The sequence below is a fragment of the Actinoplanes sp. NPDC051633 genome, from assembly GCF_040681735.1.
GTDB lineage: Bacteria > Actinomycetota > Actinomycetes > Mycobacteriales > Micromonosporaceae > Actinoplanes.
In genome coordinates, this window is the sequence record NZ_JBFAZH010001818.1 from 1 (window position 1) to 1,065 (window position 1,065).

The 1,065-nt window shown below is 70.0% G+C and carries 2 protein-coding genes; both read left to right on the forward strand.

What is annotated here, in order from left to right; all coding sequences use genetic code 11:
* Positions 1-210 (forward strand): hypothetical protein (locus AB0M20_RS45430; RefSeq protein ID WP_364307882.1); only part of this gene is annotated, 210 nt, incomplete at its 5' end.
* Positions 170-607 (forward strand): hypothetical protein, encoded by a 438-nt coding sequence (locus tag AB0M20_RS45435; protein ID WP_359709322.1) that lies wholly within the window; start codon positions 170-172, stop codon positions 605-607. The genes AB0M20_RS45430 and AB0M20_RS45435, both read left to right, overlap by 41 nt.
* Positions 608-1,065: the final 458 nt, after the last annotated feature.

Genomic DNA, 1,065 nt, shown 5'->3' on the forward strand with positions numbered 1-1,065 from the left:
GACCTCGCCCCCGACACCTCCCTCTACGCCCGCTATCCCAGGGAAGTCCCCCTGAAGCACTTCCGCGCAGACCTCATGGACGCGCTCGGCCTGCCCGCCGACGACGCCCGCGACCGCCGGCTCAGCGAAAGGCTCGTCCTCGAGGCGCTGCAGACCCCCCCGCGCCCTCATCGTCGACGAGGCGCAGGCTCTCGGACCCGCCGTCTATGAGTACATCCGCTACCTCAGCGAGGACACGCCCCTGTCCGTCGTCTTCGTCGGCGGGGAGAACTGCTACCAGCGGCTGCGCCGCCAGGCCGCCCTGGCGTCCCGCATCGCGATCTGGCAGGCCTTCGCCCCGCTCACCGCCAAGGAGGTACTGAAGCACCTCCCCGCCTACCACCCGCTATGGAAGGACGTCAGCCCCGACGATCTGCTCTGGGCCAATGAGGCCGCCTGCCACGGCAACTTCCGCACGTGGGCTCGCTTCACCCACCTCGTCCAGCAGGAACTCACCCACCCCGACTCACCCGACAAGATGGTCACCCCCGCTCTGATGCGAGAGGTCATGCACCGCAGGAACCCCCTGCAATTCCGCGACGACCAGCACTCCGGTGCGACTTCGTGACCTGTCAGGCCACGGGCGCGGTGAGATGCCGTCGGCGGCGCCTGCGCCGGGCGGTTGCCCCTGGGCCGGACCGGCCGGTGCAGCAGTCGGCGCGGAGACGTGCTCTGCGGAGCCCCGCGCAGTGGGCGGACGGCCCAGGCACCAGTCGCCGGCCTGAGACGTGGGAGTCAAACGCGCAGAGATCCTCGACGAGACAGAGGCCGTGCTGAACGATCTCGGCATCGACCGCGTCCGTTCGCCAACTGGCAGCGCCCCGCCCTTACAGGGCGAGCGATCGCTGACGGCCCCGCCCTGGCCGATGTCGCTCGCACTCTCCTCGCCGACGACTTCCGCGCCGACATGTCCAGCGCCCCGACACTGGGCCCCGGCTTCGACGGCCTGTTCGACGAACTGCGCCGACTGACCGAGTCCCATCTTTTCGAGCCCGTAGGACGGCTGCGATGGTGGTGGGAGGCACG